Consider the following 20,643-nt stretch of genomic DNA (forward strand, 5'->3'; position numbering starts at 1 on the left):
TCCCGCCTCGCGCAACTAACTCCTCCTCAGCGGCGTCCATTCCCACAACTTTGTCGGCGTTTACGCCGGGCGTACCGATGCGCGGGTCGGGGCCGTGGGAACGCCACCAGGGAAACCTGGAAGCTCCCGCTCCTACTCTGCGTTATGGTTTGAGTCTGCAAGGCGTTGATGGGGCCCGACTGTGAGGGATATCACCCCGGAGCCGCCGGAAGAACGGCTCCACGGAGCTCATTAGAACCGGCAGCAGACCGAATGAAGAGGGCTCCGCCCGCGTGCGGGGTCAAGAAGGGTGGTACCGCGGAGCCGCACGGCTTCGTCCCTTCACGCTTGTCCTGGCCGACGATCAAGCGTGGAGGTCACGCCCGAGATGTCTTCCCCAACCTTCCGCTCTCTTCCCGCGCAGGTCGACCTGCCCGCGCTCGAGCATGAGGTCCTCGACCGCTGGCGGGACGGGAAGATCTTCGAGCGCTCCGTCGAGCAGAACGCGGGCAACCCCGCCTGGGTCTTCTACGAGGGCCCGCCCACCGCCAACGGCCTGCCCGGCGTCCACCACGTCGAGGCACGCGTGTTCAAGGACCTCTTCCCCCGCTACAAGTCGATGCGCGGCTTCAGCGTCCCGCGCAAGGCCGGCTGGGACTGTCACGGCCTGCCGGTCGAGGTCGGCATCGAGCGCGAGCTGGGCCTGTCCGGCAAGCGCGACATCGAGGCGTACGGCATAGCCGAGTTCAACGCCAAGTGCCGCGAGTCGGTGCTGCGGCACGTGGACGCCTTCGAGCAGCTCACCGAGCGGATGGGCTACTGGATCGACCTGTCGCAGGCGTACCGGACGATGGACCCGTCCTACATCGAGTCCGTGTGGTGGTCGCTGAAGGTCGTCTTCGACAAGGGGCTGCTGTTCCGCGACTTCCGGATCACGCCGTACTGCCCGCGCTGCGGCACCGGACTGTCCGACCACGAGCTGGGCCAGCCCGGCGGGTACGAGACCGTCTCCAGCCCGTCGGTCTACGTCCGCATGCCGGTCACCTCCGGGCCGCTGGCTGAGCTGGGCGCCGCGCTGCTGGTGTGGACGACCACGCCGTGGACGCTGGTGTCCAACACCGCCGTCGCCGTGCACCCCGACGTCACCTACGTCGCGGCGCGCACCCCCGACGGCGAGGTCCTGGTCGTGGCCGAGCCGCTGCTGTCGGTCCTCGGCGAGGGCGTCACCGAGGTCGCCCGCTACACCGGCCGCGACCTGGAGCGCACCACCTACTCCCGGCCGTTCGAGCTGGTCGACATCCCCGACGCCCACTACGTCGTGCTCGGCGACTACGTCACCGTCGAGGACGGCACCGGCCTGGTCCACCAGGCCCCCGCCTTCGGCGCCGACGACATGGCGGTCATCAAGCGCTACGGCATGCCCGTGGTCAACCCGATCGGCCCCGACGGCCGCTTCCTCGACGACGTGCCCATGGTCGGCGGGAGGTTCTTCAAGGACGCCGACGAGGAGCTGACCGCCGACCTGGACGCCCGCGGCCTGCTCTACCGCGGCGGTCACCTGGAGCACAGCTACCCGCACTGCTGGCGCTGCCACACGGCGCTGCTCTACTACGCGCTGCCCTCCTGGTACATCCGCACCACCGCGGTCAAGGACCAGATGCTGGCCGAGAACGGCAACACCAACTGGTACCCCGAGACGATCAAGTGGGGCCGCTTCGGCGAGTGGCTGCGCAACAACGTCGACTGGTCGCTGTCGCGCTCGCGCTACTGGGGCACGCCGCTGCCGCTGTGGGTGTGCGGCGAGGACGACACCCACGTCACCTGCGTCGGGTCGATGGAGGAGCTGGGCACGCTGGCCGGGCGGGACGTCTCCGCCCTCGACCCGCACCGCCCGTACGTGGACGACGTGACCTTCCCCTGCCCGTCCTGCGGCGCCGAGGCCCGCCGCGTGCCCGACGTCATCGACGCCTGGTACGACTCCGGCTCGATGCCGTTCGCGCAGTGGGGCGAGCGGGGCAAGCCCGAGGGCGTCTACCCGGCGCAGTTCATCTGCGAGGCCACCGACCAGACCCGCGGCTGGTTCTACTCGCTCATGGCGGTCGGCACGCTGGTCTTCGGCCGTTCCTCCTACGAGAACGTGCTCTGCCTCGGCCTGATCCTGGCCGAGGACGGCCGCAAGATGAGCAAGCACCTCGGCAACATCCTGGAGCCGATCCCGCTGATGGACCAGCACGGCGCCGACGCGCTGCGCTGGTTCATGGCCTGCTCCGGCTCGCCGTGGTCGGCCCGCCGGGTGGGGCACAACGTCCTGGAGGAGATCGTCCGCAAGGTGCTGCTGACCTTGTGGAACACCTCGTCGTTCTTCGCCCTGTACGCGGGCGCCGAGTCCTGGACGCCGTCCCGGCTGGCCGAGGCCCCTCCGGCCGCCGAGCGGCCGCTGCTCGACCGGTGGGCGCTGGCCGAGCTGCACCGCACGGTCGCCGAGGTCACGGCGGCGCTGGAGGAGTACGACACCCAGCGCGCCGGCCGCCGCCTGGCCGACTTCCTGGACGACCTGTCCAACTGGTACGTGCGCCGCTCGCGCCGCCGCTTCTGGCAGGGCTCGCAGGAGGCGTTCGCCACCCTGTACGAGTGCCTGGAGACGGTGCTGCGGCTGATGGCCCCCATCACGCCGTTCATCACCGACTACCTCTGGGACGTGCTCCGCGCCGACGACGCCCCCGCCTCGGTGCACCTGGCGTCCTGGCCCGAGGTGCGCGAGGACCTGCTCGACCCGGTGCTGTCCGACCGGATGGCGCTGGTGCGACGGCTGGTGGAGCTGGGCCGCTCGGCCCGCGCCTCCTCCGGCGTCAAGACCCGCCAGCCGCTCCGGCGGGCCCTGGTGGGCGCGCACGGCTGGCCCACGCTGCCGGACGAGCTGCGCGGGCTGGTGGCCGACGAGCTCAACGTCCAGGCCCTGGAGGATATGTCGGGCTTCAGCGCCGATCTCGTGTCCTACACGGTCAAGCCCAACTTCCGGGCGCTGGGCAAGCGGTTCGGCTCCAGCACCAAGCTGGTGGCCGCCGCCGTCACCGCCGCCGACCCGGCCCGCGTGGCCCGCGCCATCCGCGCCGGCCAGACGGTCATGGTGGAGGCGGGCGACCTGGGTGAGATCATGCTCGGCCCCGACGACGTGATCGTCAACGAGCAGCCCAGGGCCGGCTGGGCCGTGGAGACCGGTGCCATCGGCGCGGGCGCAGGCGAGACCGTGGCCCTGGACCTGGAGCTGACGGACGAGCTGCGCCGCGCCGGCCTGCTGCGCGAGGTCGTCCGCCTGGTGCAGGAGGCCCGCAAGGCCACCGGCCTGTCGATCAGCGACCGCATCGAGCTGTGGTGGTCCACCACGTCCGCCGACCTGGCCGCCGCGCTGCGCGAGGAGCCGGGGGTGGTGGCGGAGGAGGTGCTGGCCACGTCGGTGACGGAGGGCACCGTGGACGGCCTGCCGTCCCACACGGACGAGGACCTGTCCCTGACCTTCCAGCTCCGCCGCGCCTGACCCGGACCGCCGGAGGGGCGCGCCGCACGAACGCGGCGCGCCCCTTCGCGTGTCCGGGCTCGCGTGTCACCGGTGTGCGGCCGTTCGTGGCGCGCGTGAGGTCGAGGGGTGCGGTCAGGACCTCAGGACCTCAGGTCTCAAGCCTCAGGTCCCAGATCTCAGGTCTCAGGTCTCAGGAGACGGTCTGGCGGTCGTGCTGGCAGACCGAGCAGCTCGTCAGCCCGGCCGCCTCGGCCGCGGCGACCGTCATCGTCTCGACGCCGCTGTCCCCCGCGCCCTTGATCAAGGGACAGTCGGTGCTGTGGTAGCGGCGGGTGCCGATGATGACCTTCACCGTGCCCGGACGCGGGCTCTTGGGAGCGGGAGGCTCGTCGCCGCCCTTCGCGTCCGCGCCCCCGGCCTTCCCGCCCGCGGCGGTGTGCGGCTTGCCGGGCGCCCCCGCCTGACCCGCACCGGCCCCGCCGGGACCGGAGGGCAGGGGTCCCTTGGGCTTGGCCTGCGACTCGGCCGAGGACGGAGGCCGCTCCTGCGCCGTCTTCCCCCCGGCCCCTGCCGCCGGCTCGGGGCGGGGCGGGGCGGTCGAGGAGGTGATGCGCGGCTGCGGCGCCGTGGCCGGTCCGGAGGCATCGTCCCCGCCGTCCCTCGCGTCCGCAACCTGCCCCGGCCGGCCACCGGCCTGCTCGGGCTTACCCGGCTGCCCGGCCTTGCCGGCCTGCGTGGGCTTACCGGTCTGTGCGGACTGGCCCGGCGACTGCCCGGACTGCTCCGGGCCTGCCGGGCGAGCGGGTTCGGGCGAGCGGGCGGGCCCGGACCCGGTCCCGGCCGGGCGAGCGGGCTCGGGCGTGGGGCGGGCGGGGGTGCCCGGTCGCGGGCTCTTCCCCTCGCCGGGAGGACGCAGGAGAGGTTCGGTCCGGCTCGACGTGCCGGTGGGGGCCGCCTCGCCGGGGGCGGGCACGATGCGCGGCAGTGAGGGGTCGGTCCGCTCGGCGTCGTCCTCCGGCGCCTCGCCCTTGCTCCCGGACGTCCCGGGCTTGGACGCGGGCGTACCGGAACCGGAGCCGGAAGGGGAGCCGGTGCTCTCCGCCTCGGTACGAGGGGCCGTGGGCTTGCCACCGGCGGCCCCCGGCTCGCCCCCACGGGTCCCGGGCGCGGCACCACCGGTCCCGGGCGCGGCACCACCGGTCGCGGGCGCGGCACCACCGGTCGCGGGCGCGGCACCACCGGTCCCGGGCGCGGCGCCGGATGCCCCCGGCTTCGCGCCGGCGGCGGCACCGGGCTTGGCCGTGGCACCGGGCCTGGCGCCGGTACCGGGCGATGCGGCCGGACCGGGCGATGCGGTGGGAGCGGGCGATGCGGTGGGAGCGGGCGGCTTGCCGGGCGCGGTGCCGGTCTCCTTGGACTCGGCGGCGGTCTTGCCCTGGGCGCCCTTCGCCTCGGCGGTCCTGCCCTGGGTCCCCTTGGACTCAGCGGTTCCGGCCTGGGCGCCCGTGGACTCGGCGGTCTTGCCCTGGGTGCCCTTCGCCTCGGCCGAAGCGGGTCCCGGGCGGGGGTCCTTGCCGGGCTGCGGGGGCTCGGAGCGGCTCGCGTACGGCGGTGGCCGGAAGACGGCGGTCCGCGTCTCCGCCTGCTCGTCGTCCGGCTCCGGGGCGTCCGACGAACCGGGAGCGTCCGGCGACCCGGAGGCGTCAGGGGCGGGGGCGCCGGCGGCGGCCGACCGGCCGAACCACCCGGTGGCACCCTCCTCGCGGGCGGCGGGCTCCGGGCTGGGGGTGGAAGCCGTGCTGCCGGGCTTCGGCGGCGCGACCGGCGGGCGCGGGTCGCGGGTCTCCGCGGAGGTCTCGGCCCGGCTCTCCGCGGCGGGCGCGGAGCCGGGGGCGGCAGCGGGCTCGGGGTCGGCGGCAGGTGGCAGCTGCCGTCCGCCGAGCGCTGCGTCGGGAAGGCACGCCGTGCAGGGCGTGAAGCCCTCCTCGCGCGCCTCCTCGTAGGTGAGCTCCTCGTGCTGCCTGCCGGCGAGCTGCCGGCAGCCGGCCACGTGGTAGCGCTTGCGGCCGGGGATCACCAGCACGATCGCGTCGGGGGCGACACCGCCTGCCGGGGGGCGGCGCGGACCGGTGGCCGGAACGGTCACCGTCCGCTGCGGCGGTTGCGGCTGCGGACGCGGGTGAGGCGGCGGCTGGTGAGTCACAGGACCGGTCTGGTTGTACGGCGGCGAGCCGGGCGGCGGCGGCATGAGCCCTGCGGGAGGGTTGGCCGGCGCAGCGGCCCGCCCACCACCGGGGAACAGCTCGTGTCGCCGCAGGAACGCCCCGATCACCAGGAACAGCGCGGACAGCACGCTGACCACGATGGACCACATGATCAGGAACGGCTTCGCCAGTACGAAACCCGCGATCAGCAGCACGACCGCCGCGAGCACCAAACCAGCACTGATAAGGATCACAGAGGGCTCTTTCGAGTGACAGGTCCTAGTGACCCGTTACTTTACCGGCGGTCGTTGTGAGGACCGTCACCGCCGGGGAAAACGCCCTGCGGAGCCTCGCCGCCGAACGGGTTGGGGCTGCCCGGAAGCGGCGGCTGGCCGCCCTGGGGCACGGCGTGCATGGCCGGAGCCTGGCCGCCGGGACCACCGGACATGACCGGGAACCCGCCACTGCCCTCGGCGGAGACGTTGAGCTCGGCGAGCTGGTTCTCCAGGTACAGCTTGAGCCTGCTGCGGTACTCGCGCTCGAAGCTGCGCAGCTCCTCGACCTTGCGCTCCAGCTCGTCGCGGGTCTGCACCAGCGAGCCCATGGCCTGGCGGTGGCGCTCCTGCGCGTCGCGCTCCAGCGTCTCGGCACGGGCGCGGGCGTCGCCGATGACCTGCTCGGCCTGGCGGCGGGCCTTGGTGAGGATCTCGTCGGCCTCGCGGCGGGCGCGGGTGACGGTCTCGTCGGCCTCGCGGCGGGCGTCGGCGATCGCCTGGTCGGCGGTCTGCTGGGCCAGGGCGAGCACGCGGGCCGCGGTGTCCATGTTGTCCTCGGCGGGAGGCATGTTCATGGCCACGGGGACCGGCGGCTGCTGCTGCACCGGCGGCGGCTCGGGGGCCCGCATGGGCTCCGGCTGCGGCGGCGCCATCATCTCGGGCTTGGGCTGCTCCTGAACCGGGGCGGAGGCCATGGGCATGCTCATGCCGCCCGGCACCTTCCCGCGCAGGCACTCGGCCAGCTTGGCGCGGAGCTCCTCGTTCTCTTGGATCAGGCGGTCGAGCTCAGCCTCCACCTCGTCGAGGAAGGCATCGACCTCCTCCTCGTCGTAGCCCGGCCGCAACCGGGTGGTACTGAACTGCTTGTTCCGCACATCAGCGGGCGTCAGCGGCATCTTTTGGTCTCCTTGGCGCGCTTGGGAGTCTGTCCGGAGGGACGGTAACCCGAATCACTTCAGCGCGGACACGAGTTGGATCACGCCCTGCGCGACACCGGCCCGCTCACCGCAGCAGCCCCGCGAGCTGAATCAAGATCAGGACCACGATGAACAGGACAGTGAAGCTTAGGTCAAAGGCCACCGTACCCAACCGGAGCGGAGGAATGAAACGGCGGAGGAACTTCAACGGAGGATCCGTCGCGGTGTAGGTGGCCTCCGCCAGCACCAGCACGACGCCTGTCGGCCGCCAGTGGCGGGCGAATGCCTGCACCGTCTCGAAGATCATCCTGCCGATGAGCAACACCAAGTAGAGGGACAGGACAACCACCAAGATCTGACCTACGATCCCCACGGCCCGGCCGCGCCTCCACTTCTGGTGAGCCCTCCCGGCCTCGCCGAGACCTGGTCGGGTGGATGGACATACAGAGACTCTAACTCTGATTGAAGAACCCGCGTTCCGCGATTCGAGCCTTGTCCTCGGCGGTCACCTCAACATTGGCAGGGGACAACAGGAACACCTTGTTGGTAACACGTTCAATGCTTCCGTGTAGGCCAAAGACCAGACCTGCCGCGAAATCGACGAGCCGCTTGGCGTCGCTGTCAACCATCTCGGTCAGGTTCATGATGACCGGGGTGCCGTCACGAAAGTGCTCGCCGATGGTGCGCGCCTCATTGTACGTCCGCGGGTGCAGCGTCGTGATGCGGGCCAGATCGGTCGTACGGCGCTCCAGGATCGCCGTGGAGGGCCTGGGGGCGGGCACCGGGGCGTCGGCCTCCTCGTCGCGGTCCTGGACCGCCGCGGGCCGTTCCTCGCCGGTCCGCTGCGCCTCGTCCTCGTAGGCGTAGTCGTCCTGGTAGGTCTCGTACCTCTCGTAGCGGTCGTCCTCCACGAGACCGAGGTAGACCGCCATCTTGCGCATCGCGCCGGCCATCGCTACGTCGTCCTCCTGCTCATGGTCGCCCCCCGTGGGGGCCCGGCGGCGGGCGCCCGGGGCGGTAGCCGTGACCCCTCGAACCCTCCGCCATCTTCGACCTCTACCTGATCATGGGCTTGAAGACCCACTTGAGGGGACATTACCTGACGAAGGGCTTGCGACGGCCGAGCAACGCCGTACCGACGCGCACGTGTGTCGCGCCGTGGGCGATGGCCTCGTCCAGGTCGCCGCTCATCCCGGCCGAGATCATCGTGGCGCGGGGATGCCGCTCGCGCACCAGCGCGGCCACCTCGCGCAGCCGGGCGAACGCCTTGGCCGGCTCCTCCCCCAGCGGCGCGACCGCCATGACGCCGCCCAGCCACACGCCCCCGGCCCCGGCCACCTCGTCGGCGAGCTCCAGGACGTCGGCGGGGCGGGCGCCGCCCCGCTCCGGGTCGTCGTCGAGGGAGACCTGGATCAGGCAGCCGACGTCGCGGCCCTGGCGGACCGCCTCGCGGCTGATCGCCTCCACCAGCCGCACCCGGTCGACGGAGTGGATCACGTCGGCGTACCCGACGACGGAGCGGACCTTGTTGGTCTGCAACTGGCCCACGAAGTGCCAGGTCAGCGGCAGGTCGGCCAGCTCGTCCGCCTTGGGCGCGGCCTCCTGGTCGCGGTTCTCGCCGACGTCGCGCACGCCGAGCCCGGCCAGGATCCTGACGTCCTCGGCGGGGCGGGTCTTGGTGACGGCGATCAGCGTGACCTCGCCGCGGTCGCGGCCCGCGGCGCGGCAGGCCGCCGCGATGCGCGCCTCGACCTGGGCGAGCCCGGCCGCGATCTCGTCCCTTCTCACCTGAGTCTTCCTTCCGGTACCGGCGTTCCCGTGCTCGGGCTCCTCGCGCGCACATGACGGCGCCGCTCCCGTCACCCTGGGGAGCGGCGTGGGACGCCCGCGCTACTTGAGGAAGTCAGGGACGTCGAGCTCCTCCTCCTGCTCCTCGAAGATCACCCGGGGGCGTTTGGCGGGCTCCGACATGCGGGAGGTGATGGGCGTGGGCGGATTGGCGGGCTCGGGCGTGGGCCGGGGGATGGAGACGGGGCCGGAGGGCTCGTCGGCGGGCGGCTCGTCGGCCGGCTCGGCGACCGCCTGCACCGGCTCCACCGGGCGCACCGGCTCGGGCCTGGGCTCCTGCCGCGGCTCGGGGCGGAACTCCGCCCGGGGCTCGGGACGCGGCTCAGGACGGGGCTCGGGCCTGAACTCCGCACGCGGCTCGGGGCGGGGCTCGGGACGCGGCTCGGCGCGGAACTCCGCACGCGGCTCAGGGCGGGGCTCGGGGCGCGGCTCCGGACGGAACTCCGCACGCGGCTCAGGACGCACCTCAGGACGCGGCTCAGGGCGCAGCACGGGCAGCTCGGACTTGACGCTGGGGGACGACACGCTCGGGCGCGCGGGCGAGGACACCGGCGGCGCGGGCGGCGGCGCGGCGGCGGCACGGCCCATCGGCCGCGGCACCTCCTTGACGGCCGGCCCCGGCACGTCGTCGAAGCCGGCCGCGATCACCGTCACGCGCACCTCGTCGCCGAGCGCGTCGTCGATGACCGTGCCGAAGATGATGTTGGCGTCGGGCGCCGCGGCCATGGAGACGAGCTGCGCGGCCTCGTTGATCTCGAACAGGCCGAGGTCGGAGCCGCCCGCGATGGACAGCAGCACACCGTGGGCGCCGTCGATGCTGGCCTCCAGCAGCGGGCTGGAGACCGCCATCTCGGCGGCGGCCACCGAGCGGTCGTCGCCGCGGGCGTGGCCGATGCCCATGAGCGCCGAGCCCGCGCCGGACATGACCGACTTGACGTCGGCGAAGTCCAGGTTGATCAGGCCGGGGGTGGTGATGAGGTCGGTGATGCCCTGGACACCCGACAGCAGCACCTGGTCGGCGGCCTTGAAGGCGTCCAGCACGCTGACCTGCCGGTCGGAGATCGACAGCAGCCGGTCGTTGGGGATGACGATCAGCGTGTCGACCTCGTCGCGCAGCGTCTCGATGCCCGCCTCGGCCTGCATCGCCCGGCGCCGGCCCTCGAAGCTGAACGGCCGGGTGACGACGCCGATGGTGAGCGCGCCGAGCGACCTGGCGATGTTGGCCACGACGGGCGCGCCGCCGGTGCCGGTGCCGCCGCCCTCGCCCGCCGTGACGAAGACCATGTCGGCCCCTTTGAGGACTTCCTCGATCTCCTCGCGGTGGTCCTCGGCCGCCTTGCGCCCGACGTCGGGGTTGGCGCCCGCGCCCAGTCCGCGCGTGAGCTCGCGGCCCACGTCGAGTTTCACGTCGGCGTCACTCATCAGCAGCGCCTGGGCGTCGGTGTTGATGGCGATGAACTCGACGCCCTTGAGTCCCTCCTCGATCATCCGGTTGACGGCGTTGACTCCGCCGCCGCCGATGCCGACGACCTTGATGACCGCGAGGTAGTTCTGCGGTGCTGCCACGACGAGGGGCCTTTCCGCTCGTTGACTTGCCATTTCGGTGCGGATTGTCTCCGCTTTTCTCAGTTCGGGTAACTCTCAACCTCAGGTTGAGATTTAGATTTATGTCAACCTGAGGATTGATACGGACAGTAGGAGTTACGCTCCTGGCGGGTCAACTAACCGCGCCGCAAGCACGTCCGGCGTGTCGCGGGCTGTCCGTTTCGCTCCGAGGTCACGCCTGGTCGGGGCACTCCCCTGCCCTGTCCCCGCTTTAGGCTCTCACGCCGCGGGCCCCCTGCGTACAGGCTGGGCGATGCCCTTGCCGCTGACTTGCCAGACCCTGACGTTCTTGATCACCTCAGGGCCGGTCGCTTCCTGCCCGATCACTTCAGGGTCACCACGTCGGGTGAGCTGACGTCGTAAACGGTGGCCTTCTCCCGTTTCAGCAGCGAGGCCAGAATGCGGCCCTTCTCCTCGGGCCGGTCGGCGCCGCCCCAGACGACGGTGCGGCCGTCGGACAGCTCCAGCGTCACGCCCTCGGCCGTGCCCGCCCGGACCTGCCTGACCTTGGGGGCGATCTCGTCAGGGACGGCCTGGACGACCCGCAGGGCGGCCACGGTGGCCGGATCGCTCGCGGCCGGGTTGTCCACTCTCAGCAGCGGCAGCAGGGGCGGCGCGGCCGGCTTGACCTCGATGACGACGCCGTGGCCGTCCACGATCGCGAACCTGCCGGCGGCCGGGATCGCCGCGACCGGCTCCCGCTCGGTCACCTCGATCTTGAGGGTGCCCGGCCAGACCCGATCCACCTTCGCACCGGCCAGCTGCCGGATGCCGAGGACCCGGCTCTGGACGCCCGCCAGGTCGACGGTGGCCAGGGGATGCAGGTCGGGCACGCCGGCCTGCTGTCTGATGCGCTCGCTCGGCACTGTGAGATTTCCCACGATCTCGATCGAGCGCACGCCCAGCACGGGCGAGAAGAACACCAGCCATGCGGCGCTGCCCACCACCCCCGCGGTGAGCAGCACCAGGAACGCCTTGCGCGCCTTCATCGCCCTCCCACCCATGTCGGCACCGAACCTACGCCCGCTCCCGCCCGCGCGCCCGCGCGCCACGCCCGGGACCTCGCGTTTTCCTCCGGCACCCGTCGCGGGTCAGGAGAGGCGGGCGACGATCTGGGGGCCGAGCTCGGTGACGTCGCCGGCGCCCATCGTCAGGACGATGTCGCCCGGCCGCGCCCGCCGGGCCACCAGGGCGGGCACCTCGGCCCGGTCCGGCGCGTACGACACCCGCTCGGCCGGCAGCGGCACCCGCGAGGCGACCATCGCCCCGGACACCCCGGGCTCGGGGTCCTCGCGGGCGCCGTAGACGTCGAGCACGATGGCCTCGTCGGCGAGCCCGAGCGCGGCGCCGAACTCGTCGGCGAAGAACCGGGTGCGCGAGTAGAGGTGCGGCTGGAAGATCGCGATGACCCGCCCGTGGCCGGAGTAGGAGGCGACGACGTCGCGCGCCGCCCGCAGGTCGGCCGACAGCTCGGTCGGGTGGTGGGCGTAGCTGTCGAACACGGCGACCCCGCCCGCCTCGCCCTTGGCCTCGAAGCGCCGCTTGGCCCCCGTGAAGGCCCCCAGGCCCTCCCTGATCTCCTCGAAGGACAGCCCCAGCTCGTCGGCCACGGCGATCACGGCGGTGGCGTTGAGCGCGTTGTGCGCCCCGGGGACGGCCAGCCGCACGTCGCCGCGCCCCTCGATCGCGAAGACCGTCCCGAACCCGTCGGGCCGGACGCCGCGCACGCGGTAGTCGGCGCCCTCGGCCGTGCCGTAGGTGCGTACCCGCAGCCCGCGCGAGCGCGCCCGGACGGCCAGCTCGGCCGCGCCCGGGTCGTCGGCGCACAGCACCAGCAGCGAGCCGACCCGGTCGGCGAAGCGGGCGAAGCTGTCGTGCACGGCCCGCGGGTCGCCGTAGTTGTCGAGGTGGTCGGCCTCGACGTTGGTGACCACGGCGATGTCGGGGGCGAGCATGAGGAACGAGCCGTCGCTCTCGTCGGCCTCGGCCACGAACACCGTGCCGGAGCCGTCGTCGGCGCCGAGCCCGGTGGTGACGAGCTGGCCGCCCACGCAGTAGGACGGGTCGGCCCCGCACTTCTGCAGCGCCACGGTCAGCATCGAGGTGGTGGTGGTCTTGCCGTGGGTGCCGGCGATGGCCACGGCGGTGCGCCCGGCCATGACGGAGGCCAGCGCGGCGGCCCGCGGGATGATCCGCAGCCCCTGCTTGAGCGCCTCGCCCAGCTCGGGGTTGGAGTCGCGGATGGCGGTCGAGACGACGACGGTGTCGACGTCGCGGATGTGGGAGGCGGCGTGGCCGATGTGCACCACGGCGCCCAGATCGCGCAGCTCGGCGACCATGTCGGAGCTGCGGGCGTCGCTGCCCGACACCCGCACGCCGCGCTTGAGCAGGATGCGTGCGATGCCGGACATGCCCGCGCCACCGATGCCGATGAAATGCACCCGCCCCAGGTCTTCGACACGGACGGGATCGACCAGCTTCACGAGACTCATCTGGCTATCTCCAACACTTTCCTGGCAAGCATGATATCGGCGTCCTTGCGGCCGAGCCGTGAGGCGGCCTCCGACATGGCGGCGACGCGCTCGGGATCGTGCAGCATCGGCAGCACGTTGCGGATGATCCAGTCGGCCGACAGCCCGGCGTCGTCGACCATGAGCCCGCCCCCGGCGCGGACGACCCGCTCGGCGTTGATCGCCTGCTCGCCGTTGCCGTGCGGCAGCGGCACGTACGCGGCCGGCAGCCCCACCGCGGTCAGCTCGGCGCAGGTGAGCGCGCCGCTGCGGCACAGCGCCACGTCGGCGGCGGCGTAAGCGAGGTCCATGCGGTCGACGTAGGGCAGCAGGACGTATTGGGGGTCGCCGGGCGGCGGCTCGTGCTCGACGGTGTTCTTCGGCCCGATCACGTGCAGCACCTGCACCCCGGCCCGGCGCAGCGCGGGAGCGGCGGCCAGCGCGGCCTCGTTGATCGAGCGGGCCCCCTGCGAACCGCCGAACACCAGCAGCGTGGGCCGGTCGCTCTCCAGCCCGAACCACGAGCGCGCCTTGTCGCCCGTGGACAGCCGGTCGAGGGTGACGATCTCGCGCCGCAGCGGCGTGCCGATGAACTCGGCCTTGGGCAGCGCGGCGTCGGGGAAGCCGGTGTAGACGTGGTCGGTGAGCCGGGCACCCAGCCGGTTGGCCAGCCCGGGGCGCGGGTTGGCCTCGTGGACGACGATCGGCAGGCCGCGCCGCTTGGCCGCGAGGTAGGCGGGCGTGGCGACGTAGCCGCCGAAGCCGACCAGCACGCTGGCCTGGACCCGGTCGAGCAGGCCCGCGACGGCGTTGATCGCCCCGGCCAGCCGGCCCGGCACGGTCAGCAGGCTGGGGGTGATCGCCCTCGGCAGCGGGACGGCCGGGACCAGCTCCAGGTCGTAGCCCCTGGCGGGCACCAGCCGCGTCTCCAGGCCGCGCTCGGTGCCCACGCAGGTGACGCCGATGCCGGGCTGGAGATGACGCAGCGCGTCCGCAAGGGCGAGCGCGGGCTCGATGTGCCCGGCCGTCCCCCCACCGGCGAGGACCACCCTCATCACGGTCACTCCCTAACGTGTCGCTCGGCCTCTGGTCGTTCCCCCCAGGCCAAGCCAGCTTAGGGCCCGCGCGGCCGGTCCGGGGCCACGAGCGGCCAAGGCCTCACGCGCGCCGGGCTCGCGTTTGGCGAACGACAGCAGCATGCCGAGCGCGGCGAGCGTGGGCAGCAGCGAGGAACCGCCGTAGGAGACCAGCGGGAGGGGGATGCCGGTGATGGGCAGGACGCCCAGCACGGCGCCCATGTTGACGGTGGCCTGCCCGACGATCCAGGCCACCGTGGCGGCCGCGGCGAGCCTGATGTAGGCGTCGTTGACCCGGATGGCCACGCGCAGCCCGGCGTAGCCGAGCAGCCCGAACAGCGCGACGACCAGGAGCGTGCCCATGAGCCCGAGCTCCTCGCCGACGATGGCGAAGATGAAGTCGCTCTCGCCGTGAGGCAGCCAGCTCCACTTCTGCCGGCTGCTGCCGAGGCCGAGCCCGAACCAGCCGCCCGAGCCCATCGCGATCTGCCCCTGCACGGCCTGGTAGCCGTCGCCCTGCGCGTCGGCCCACGGGTTGAGGAAGGCACCGATGCGCCGCATGCGGTAGGGCTCCACCTTGATCATGATGGCCGCGGCCAGCACGGCCAGCGCCATCAGGCCGCCGAACAGCTTGATCGGCGCGCCCACCACCCACAGCAGGGCCAGGAAGATCATGAAGAGCACCAGCGTGGTGCCGAGGTCGCGGCCCAGCAGGACCATGACGACCAGGATGGCGGTGCCCGGCATGAGCGGGATCAGCAGCTGACGCCACTCGATGCGGCCCTGCCGCGCCCGCCGCGCCAGCAGGTCGGCGCCCCACAGCACGAGCGCCAGCTTGGCCGGCTCGGACGGCTGGACGGTCAGCGGGCCGAGGTAGATCCACCGCTGCGCGCCCAGCTCGGCGGAGCCGATGAACAGCACCATGACCAGCGCGATGATGGCCAGCGCCATCAGCGGGTAGCCCGCCCAGCGGAAGAACCTGGCCGGCAGGCGCGAGCAGGCGTACATGAGCGGCACGCCGACCGCGGCCGAGACCGACTGCCTGAGGAACCACGAGAACGGGCTGCCGGTCTTCTGCAGCGCCTCGATGCTGGAGGCCGACAGCACCATCATCAGGCCCAGCGCGAGCAGCAGCGCGCTGCACATGATGATCAGGTAGTAGGTGGTCAGCGGCTTGCCGAGCAGCTCGCGCAGCGCGGCCAGCTGCTCGCGGAACGGGTTGCCCTGGGCCCTGGCGGCGCCCGGCGGACCGGCGGCGTCCGGCCGGCCGGCCTCGCGCTCCCCCGCGCCCGGGCGGGCGCGTTCCTCGGCGGTCGCGCTCACACCGCTCCCTCGGCCCGCTCCTTCAGCCCGCGTACGGCGCGCGCGAAGGCCTCCCCGCGGGCGGGGTAGCCGGGGTACATGTCGAGTGAGGCCGCCGACGGGGAGAGCAGCACGGTGTCGCCGGGACGGGCCAGGCGAGCGGCTTCGGTGACGACTTTCTCCATCGCACCAGTGTCGCGATCGGCGATGTCCACCACGGGGACATCCGGGGCGTGTCGCGCGACGGCTTCGGCTATCTTCGCCCGGTCCGCGCCGAGCAGCACCGCGCCGCGCAGCCGGGGGGCCGCCCCGCGCACCAGCTCGTCCACGTCGGCGCCCTTGAGCTGGCCGCCGGCCACCCACACGACCGACGGGTAGGAGGCCAGCGCCGCTGCGGCGGCGTGCGGGTTGGTGGCCTTGGAGTCGTCCACGTAGTCCACCCCGCCCACCCGCGCCACGTGGGCCAGCCGGTGGGGGTCGGGGACGAAGTCGCGCAGGCCGCGCGCGACCGCCTCGCCGGGCACGCCGAACGCGCGGGCCAGGGCGGCCGCGGCCAGGGCGTTGGCCACGTTGTGCGGGGCGAGGGGCCGGATGTCGCCGAGCGTGGCCAGCTCCTCGGCCGCCTCCACCGGGTCGGCCACGAACGCCCGGTCCACCAGCAGGTCCTCCACCACGCCGAGCTGGCCGCGGCCGGGGACCCGCAGCGTGAACCCGACCGCGTCCGGGTAGGGCGCGGCCAGCCGGGTGGCCTCGCGGTCGTCGGCGTTGTAGATCACGGTGCCGGCGCGCTCGTAGACGCGGCCCTTGGCGGCGGCGTACTCCTCCATCGAGCCGTGCCAGTCGAGGTGGTCGGGGGCCACGTTGAGGATCGCGGCGGCGTGCGGGGCCAGCGTCGCCGACCAGTGGAGCTGGAAGCTGGACAGCTCCACGGCCAGCACGTCGTACGGCTCGGCGACGGCCCCCACCACGGGGACGCCCACGTTGCCCACGGCCAGGGCCTTGTGGCCGGCGGCCAGCAGGATGGAGGTGAGCATGCGCACGGCGGTGGTCTTGCCGTTGGTGCCGGTCAGGGCGAGCCACGGGGCGGCGTGCTCCGGGCGCAGCCGCCAGGCCAGCTCGACCTCGCCGACGACCTCCACGCCCGCCTCCAGCGCGGCGGCGACGAGCGGGTGGTGCGGCGCCCAGCCGGTGGTGACGAGCCGGCCGGTGCCCTCGGGCAGGGCCATCGGCCCGAACCGGGTCTCGACGCCGAGCCCGGCCAGCTCGGCCGCGGCGGCGAGCTGGCGCTCCCCCTCGGCGGCCTCCACGACGACGACGCGCTCGCCGCGCCCGGCGAGGGCCCTGGCCACGGCGGTGCCGGAGACGCCGAGCCCGGCGACGCAGGTGAGGGTCATGGCTTGGGCATCCACTCGACGTAGAACAGGCCGAGCCCGAGCGCGGCGCAGAGCATGGCGACCAGCCAGAAGCGGACCACGATCGTGGTCTCCGCCCAGCCCTTCAGCTCGAAGTGGTGCTGGAGGGGGGCCATGCGGAAGACGCGTTTGCCGGTCATCTTGAAGAACCCGACCTGGATGATCACCGACAGGGTGATGATCACGCACAGGCCGGCGAGGATGATGAGCAGGAGCTGCGTGCGGGTGGCGATGGCCAGGCCGGCCAGCACGCCGCCGAGGGCCAGCGAGCCGGTGTCGCCCATGAAGATGCGGGCGGGCGGGGCGTTCCACCACAGGAAGCCGATGAGCGCGCCGAGCACGGCGGCGGCGACCACGGCCAGGTCGAGGGGGTCGCGCACCCAGTAGCAGTTGGGGCCGAGCTGGTCGATGCAGTTGTTGCGCAGCTGCCAGTTGCCGATCAGCACGTACGCCGCCAGCACCACGCCGGAGGCGCCGCTGGCCAGGCCGTCGAGGCCGTCGGTGAGGTTCACCGCGTTGGAGAACCCGACGATCATGATGAGCACCCAGATGGTGAACCCGATGATGCCGATCGAGGGGCCGATGTCGCGCAGGAACGACAGCCGGGTCTCGGCGGGGGTGATGCCGTAGACGTTGGGCTGGCGTACGACGAGGACGGCGAAGACCGCGCCGACGACGAGCTGGCCGAGCGCCTTGGCGCCGCTGCGCAGGCCGAGGCTGCGCTGCTTGTAGATCTTGATGAAGTCGTCGAGGAACCCGACCGCGCCGAGGCCCGTCATGAGGAACAGCACCAGGGCGCCCGAGACGGTCGGCGGCGTGAGGGTGGCCAGGTGGGAGGCGCCGTAGGCGAACAGGGCGGCCAGGACGAACACCGTGCCGCCCATGGTGGGGGTGCCCCGCTTGCCGTGGTGGGCCTGCACGCCCTCCTCGCGGATCTGCTGGCCGTAACCGCGCCGCGAGAACAGCCGGATCGCCAGCGGGGTGCCCAGCATCGAGAGGATGAGGCCCACCGCGCCGGCGATGACGATGTTGATCACTGGGCGGAACCTCCGAGGATCTGCTCGGCCGTCCGCTCCAGGCCCATGGCCCGCGGGCCCTTGACGAGCACCGCGTCGCCGGGGCGCAGCAACGCGTTCAGCTCGGCGGCGGCCGCGGCGGCGTCGGGGACGTGCACGATGCGCGGCTGCGGGTGCCCGGGGGGCCCGGAGGCCGCCCGCGCGGCGCCCTCGTGGGCGCCCTCCAGCACGGGCTCGGCGTCGGGGCCCGCGACGACGAGGCCCGCCAGGCCCGCCCCGCCCGCCATGACGCCCAGCTCGCGGTTGAGCGCGGGCCCCTCCTCGCCCAGCTCGCGCAGGGCCGCGATGACGGCGAAGCGCCGCCGCCCCTGGCCGAGCACGGCGAAGGCGTCGAACGCGGCCCGCATCGAGTCGGGGTTGGCGTTGTAGGCGTCGTTGATCACGGTGACGCCGTCGGGGCGCTCGGTGACCTCCATCCGCCACCGGCTGCGCGGCGTGGCCTCCGACAGCTCCTCGGCGATGGTGGCCACGGGCAGCCCGAGCTCGTAGGCGGCCGCGGCGGCGGCGAGGGCGTTCTCGACCGCGTGGCCGCCGTAGAGCTGGAGCGAGACGGGGGCCGCGCCGGACGGGGTGCGCAGCGTGAAGGAGGCCCGCCCGCGCTCGTCCAGGGTGACCCCCTCGGCCCGGATGGCCGCGTCCTCGCCCCGCCCGTAGAAGGTGACCCGCGCGTCGGTGCGCCCGGCCATCCCCCGCACGTACGGGTCGTCGGCGTTGAGCACCGCCACCCCGTGCCGCGGCAGCGCCTCGACCAGCTCGCCCTTGGCCTTGGCGATGGCCTCCTTGCCGCCGAACACGCCGAGGTGCGCGGTGCCGACGTTGAGCACGACGCCGATGCGCGGGGGCGCGATGCGGGTCAGCTCCCTGATGTGGCCGATGTTGCGGGCGGCCAGCTCCAGCACCATGAAGCGGGTGTCCATGTCGGCGCGCAGCACGGTCAGCGGGTGGCCGAGCTCGTTGTTGAAGCTGCCGACGGGGGCGATGGTCGGCCCCATCCTGGCGGCGAGCCGGGCCAGGAGGTCCTTGGTGGAGGTCTTGCCGGCCGAGCCGGTCACGCCGATCACGGTGGTGGCGGGCAGCGCGGCCACCTGCGCGGCGGCCAGCCGGGCCAGGGCCGCGGCGGCGTCCGGCACGATCACCGACGGCGCCTCGACGGGGCGGGTGGCCAGCACGGCGACGGCCCCGGCCCGGACGGCCTGCGCCGCGTAGTCGTGACCGTCCACCCGGGCGCCCGGGAAGGCGACGAACAACGATCCCGGTTCGACGGCCCGCGAGTCGATCACGACGGGCCCGCGCACCACGGCGCGGGGATCGGCCATGCCCGACAGGGTGCCGGAGGTGATCTCGGCGATCCTGGCCAGAGGCAACGGGATCATCAGTGCTTCCTGCTTTCCGTGCTTTCCTTGCGTGCGTGGATCGCCTCGGCGACGACCTCGCGGTCGTCGAAGGGGATCACCTCGCCTGAAACGTACTGGCCCTGCTCGTGACCCTTGCCCGCCACGACGATCACGTCGCCGCGCCCGGCCCTGGCGATCGCCAGGCCGATGGCGGCCGCGCGGTCGGGCTCAATGATCACATGAGCGCGGGCGTGCTGCGGAACGCGGAGCGCTCCTTCCATCATGGCCGCGAGAATGGCGAGCGGATCCTCCGTACGGGGATTGTCGCTCGTGAAAATGGCCACATCCGCCAGCTCCGCGGAGATCTCGCCCATGATGGGTCTTTTGCCGCTGTCGCGGTCGCCGCCGCAGCCGAGCACGATGACCAGCCGGCCCGCGGTGACGGCCCGCAGCGAGCGCAGCACCGACTCCACGGCGCCGGGCTTGTGCGAGTAGTCCACGACGGCCTGGAACTCGTCGCCGGCGGTCGTGACGCGCTGCATGCGCCCCGGCACGCCGGCCAGCGCGCCGACGCCGCGCACCGCGGTGTGCAGCGGGATGCCGGCCTCGACCAGGGTGACGACGGCGCCGAGCGCGTTGGCCACGTTGAACGGCCCCGGCAGCGCGATGCGCGCGTCGGCCTCCACGCCGCCCGGCCCGGTCACCCGGAACGCGCTGCCGTCGGCGCCCAGCCGCACGTCGACCGCCCGCCAGTCGGCCTCAGGGTCGCCCTGCGCCGAGAACGTCGTCATCGGCACCTTGGCCCGGTGCAGCAGCTCGCGGCCGTAACGGTCGTCGAGGTTGGTCACCCCGGCGCGGCTCAGCTCCGGCTGGAACAGCCGCGCCTTGGTCGAGAAGTAGTCCTCGAAGTCCTTGTGGAAGTCGAGGTGGTCCTGGGAGAGGTTGGTGAACAGCGCCACGTCGTAGAAGACGCCGTCCACCCGGCCGAGGGCGAGCGCGTGGCTGGAGACCTCCATCGCGGCCGCGGTGACGCCCTGCTCGCGCATGAGGGCGAACAGGCCGTGCAGCGTCGTGGCCTCCGGCGTGGTCAGCGTCGGCTGGAAGCGCAGCTCGCCCGCGCGGATCTCGACGCCGCCCACCAGGCCCGTGGTGTGCCCGGCGGCGCGCAGGCCCGCCTCCAGCATGAACGTGGTGGTGGACTTGCCGCTGGTGCCGGTCACGCCGAGGACCTGGATGTCGTGGGCCGGCTGGCCGTACACCCAGGAGGCGATCTGCCCGAGCAGCGCGCGCGGGTCGGGCACGATCAGCACCGGCAGGCCGGTGGCGACGGCGGCCTCGCGCCCGGCCCGGTCGGTCAGGATCGCCACCGCCCCGCCGGCCATCGCCGCGGCGGCGAACGTCGCGCCGTGCACCCGGCTGCCGGGCAGCGCCACGTAGAGATCACCCCGCCGGACGTCGCGGGAGTCGATGGTGACGCCGGTCAGGGCGGCGTGTGGCGACCGCGACGTGCCGGAATCGGCGTCGAGCATGGTCGCGAGCCCGGTCAGCGGACGGGGCGGACTGGTCGTGGGACGCATAGACGACGGGG

The 20,643-nt window shown here is 73.1% G+C and carries 15 protein-coding genes; 1 reads left to right on the top strand and 14 read right to left on the bottom strand.

The features are described from left to right. The first annotated feature begins 367 nt into the window (after positions 1 to 367). Positions 368 to 3,514 carry an isoleucine--tRNA ligase gene (ileS, locus tag AB0H75_RS09675; RefSeq protein WP_367793237.1) on the top strand — a complete coding sequence of 1,049 codons (3,147 nt, stop codon included), beginning with the start codon at positions 368 to 370 and terminating at the stop codon, positions 3,512 to 3,514. A 172-nt stretch (positions 3,515 to 3,686) separates the two neighbouring features. On the opposite strand, the gene AB0H75_RS09680 is transcribed toward ileS, so the two are convergent. From AB0H75_RS09680 to AB0H75_RS09745, 14 genes are all read right to left on the bottom strand, one after another. Continuing rightward, entirely contained in the window at positions 3,687 to 5,954 is a 2,268-nt protein-coding gene (locus AB0H75_RS09680) for a hypothetical protein (RefSeq protein WP_367793240.1), read from the bottom strand. A 41-nt stretch (positions 5,955 to 5,995) separates the two neighbouring features. Next, positions 5,996 to 6,871 carry a DivIVA domain-containing protein gene (locus AB0H75_RS09685; protein WP_367793243.1) on the bottom strand — a complete coding sequence of 292 codons (876 nt, stop codon included), beginning with the start codon at positions 6,869 to 6,871 and terminating at the stop codon, positions 5,996 to 5,998. Positions 6,872 to 6,977: 106 nt separating this feature from the next. Beyond that, the gene (locus AB0H75_RS09690; protein ID WP_367793246.1) at positions 6,978 to 7,265 is read right to left on the bottom strand and encodes a YggT family protein; all 288 of its coding nucleotides are present in this window, start codon (positions 7,263 to 7,265) and stop codon (positions 6,978 to 6,980) included. 79 nt (positions 7,266 to 7,344) lie between these two features. Further along, complete coding sequence (locus tag AB0H75_RS09695; protein WP_367793249.1) at positions 7,345 to 7,845, bottom strand: cell division protein SepF; 501 nt, start codon at positions 7,843 to 7,845, stop codon at positions 7,345 to 7,347. A gap of 142 nt (positions 7,846 to 7,987) precedes the next feature. Further along, entirely contained in the window at positions 7,988 to 8,680 is a 693-nt protein-coding gene (locus AB0H75_RS09700; protein WP_367793252.1) for a YggS family pyridoxal phosphate-dependent enzyme, read from the bottom strand. Between the two features lie 102 nt (positions 8,681 to 8,782). Further along, entirely contained in the window at positions 8,783 to 10,306 is a 1,524-nt protein-coding gene (ftsZ, locus tag AB0H75_RS09705) for a cell division protein FtsZ (protein ID WP_367793255.1), read from the bottom strand. A 362-nt stretch (positions 10,307 to 10,668) separates the two neighbouring features. Next, positions 10,669 to 11,334 (bottom strand): cell division protein FtsQ/DivIB, encoded by a 666-nt coding sequence (locus tag AB0H75_RS09710; RefSeq protein WP_367793258.1) that lies wholly within the window; start codon positions 11,332 to 11,334, stop codon positions 10,669 to 10,671. A gap of 102 nt (positions 11,335 to 11,436) precedes the next feature. After that, on the bottom strand, positions 11,437 to 12,837 hold the full coding sequence (murC, locus tag AB0H75_RS09715; RefSeq protein WP_367793261.1) for a UDP-N-acetylmuramate--L-alanine ligase: 1,401 nt from the start codon (positions 12,835 to 12,837) through the stop codon (positions 11,437 to 11,439). Beyond that, positions 12,834 to 13,910: an undecaprenyldiphospho-muramoylpentapeptide beta-N-acetylglucosaminyltransferase gene (murG, locus tag AB0H75_RS09720; protein ID WP_367794214.1), complete on the bottom strand. Its 1,077-nt coding sequence runs from the start codon at positions 13,908 to 13,910 to the stop codon at positions 12,834 to 12,836. Before murG ends, murC begins: the two co-directional genes overlap by 4 nt. 12 nt (positions 13,911 to 13,922) lie before the next feature. Then, positions 13,923 to 15,134 (bottom strand): putative lipid II flippase FtsW, encoded by a 1,212-nt coding sequence (gene ftsW, locus AB0H75_RS09725; RefSeq protein ID WP_367794216.1) that lies wholly within the window; start codon positions 15,132 to 15,134, stop codon positions 13,923 to 13,925. A 116-nt stretch (positions 15,135 to 15,250) separates the two neighbouring features. Beyond that, a complete protein-coding gene (gene murD, locus AB0H75_RS09730; protein ID WP_367793264.1) occupies positions 15,251 to 16,627 on the bottom strand; it encodes a UDP-N-acetylmuramoyl-L-alanine--D-glutamate ligase in 1,377 nt (458 codons plus the stop codon). Continuing rightward, the gene (gene mraY, locus AB0H75_RS09735; protein WP_367793268.1) at positions 16,624 to 17,682 is read right to left on the bottom strand and encodes a phospho-N-acetylmuramoyl-pentapeptide-transferase; all 1,059 of its coding nucleotides are present in this window, start codon (positions 17,680 to 17,682) and stop codon (positions 16,624 to 16,626) included. The genes murD and mraY overlap by 4 nt, the downstream gene beginning before the upstream one ends. Next, positions 17,679 to 19,094, bottom strand: coding sequence for a UDP-N-acetylmuramoyl-tripeptide--D-alanyl-D-alanine ligase (murF, locus tag AB0H75_RS09740; RefSeq protein WP_367793271.1), 1,416 nt, complete (start codon positions 19,092 to 19,094; stop codon positions 17,679 to 17,681). The genes mraY and murF overlap by 4 nt, the downstream gene beginning before the upstream one ends. Beyond that, positions 19,094 to 20,632: a UDP-N-acetylmuramoyl-L-alanyl-D-glutamate--2,6-diaminopimelate ligase gene (locus AB0H75_RS09745; RefSeq protein WP_367793274.1), complete on the bottom strand. Its 1,539-nt coding sequence runs from the start codon at positions 20,630 to 20,632 to the stop codon at positions 19,094 to 19,096. Before AB0H75_RS09745 ends, murF begins: the two co-directional genes overlap by 1 nt. Positions 20,633 to 20,643 lie beyond the last annotated feature (11 nt).

Origin of the sequence: Nonomuraea sp. NPDC050783, from assembly GCF_040802095.1 — a bacterium.
GTDB lineage: Bacteria > Actinomycetota > Actinomycetes > Streptosporangiales > Streptosporangiaceae > Nonomuraea.